The sequence below is a fragment of the Burkholderia sp. Se-20378 genome (assembly GCF_017104665.1).
GTDB classification, from domain to species: Bacteria; Pseudomonadota; Gammaproteobacteria; order Burkholderiales; family Burkholderiaceae; genus Burkholderia; species Burkholderia lata.
On record NZ_JAAGPG010001187.1, the window covers coordinates 1 to 953 of the forward strand.

The window sequence follows — 953 nt, forward strand, 5'->3', positions numbered from 1 at the left end:
GACGGCTCGCTGGGCGCGCGCAACGACGTGCACTGCGTGTCGATCGAGCACAAGCTCGGGATCAAGGCGAGCCCGACGGCGGTGCTGCAGTACGGTGACCACGGCGGCGCGATCGGCTACCTGGTCGGCGAGGAAAACCGCGGCCTCGAATACATGTTCATCATGATGAACGCCGCGCGCTTCGGCGTCGGGATGCAGGGGATCGGCGTGGCCGATCGCGCGTACCAGAAGGCCGCGGAATTCGCGAAGGAACGCGTGCAGAGCCGCCCGGTCGATGGTTCGGCCAAACAGTCGGTGACGATCATCCATCACCCGGACGTGCGCCGCATGCTCGGCACGATGCGCGCACTGACCGAAGGCGCGCGGGCGCTGGCCTACGTGGCCGCCGCGCACAGCGACATTGCCCACCGCCATTCGGACGAGGCGGCGCGGGCGCGTCATCAGGCAATCTACGAGTATCTGGTGCCGGTGGTGAAGGGCTGGAGCACGGAGATGGTGAACGACGTGGCGAGCCTGGGCGTGCAGGTGCACGGCGGGATGGGCTTCATCGAGGAGACGGGCGCAGCGCAGTATTACCGCGATGCCCGTATCCTGGCGATCTACGAAGGCACGACGGCGATCCAGGCGAACGACCTGGTGGGCCGCAAGACGATGCGCGACGGCGGCGCGGTGGCGAAGGCGCTGATCGCGGAGATCGGCGACACGGTGGCGGCGCTGGGCAAGCTGGACGGTGCGGCGGCCGCATCGGTGAAGGCGCAGCTGGAGAAGGGCGCGAAGGCGCTGTCGTCGGTGGTCGATTACGTGGTGGCGAACGTGAAGCAGGACCCGAACGCGGTGTTCGCGGGCAGCGTGCCGTACCTGAAGCTGGCGGGCGTGGTGCTGTGCGGGTGGCAGATGGGCCGCGCGCTGGTGGCGGCGCACGCGAACCGCGCGAGCGACCCGGCGTTCTTCGA

The 953-nt window shown here is 68.9% G+C and carries 1 protein-coding gene; it reads left to right on the forward strand.

What is annotated here, in order from left to right; translation table 11 throughout:
* A partial coding sequence (locus G3N93_RS40910) for an acyl-CoA dehydrogenase (protein WP_206135624.1) occupies positions 1 to 953 on the forward strand: 953 nt, incomplete at both ends.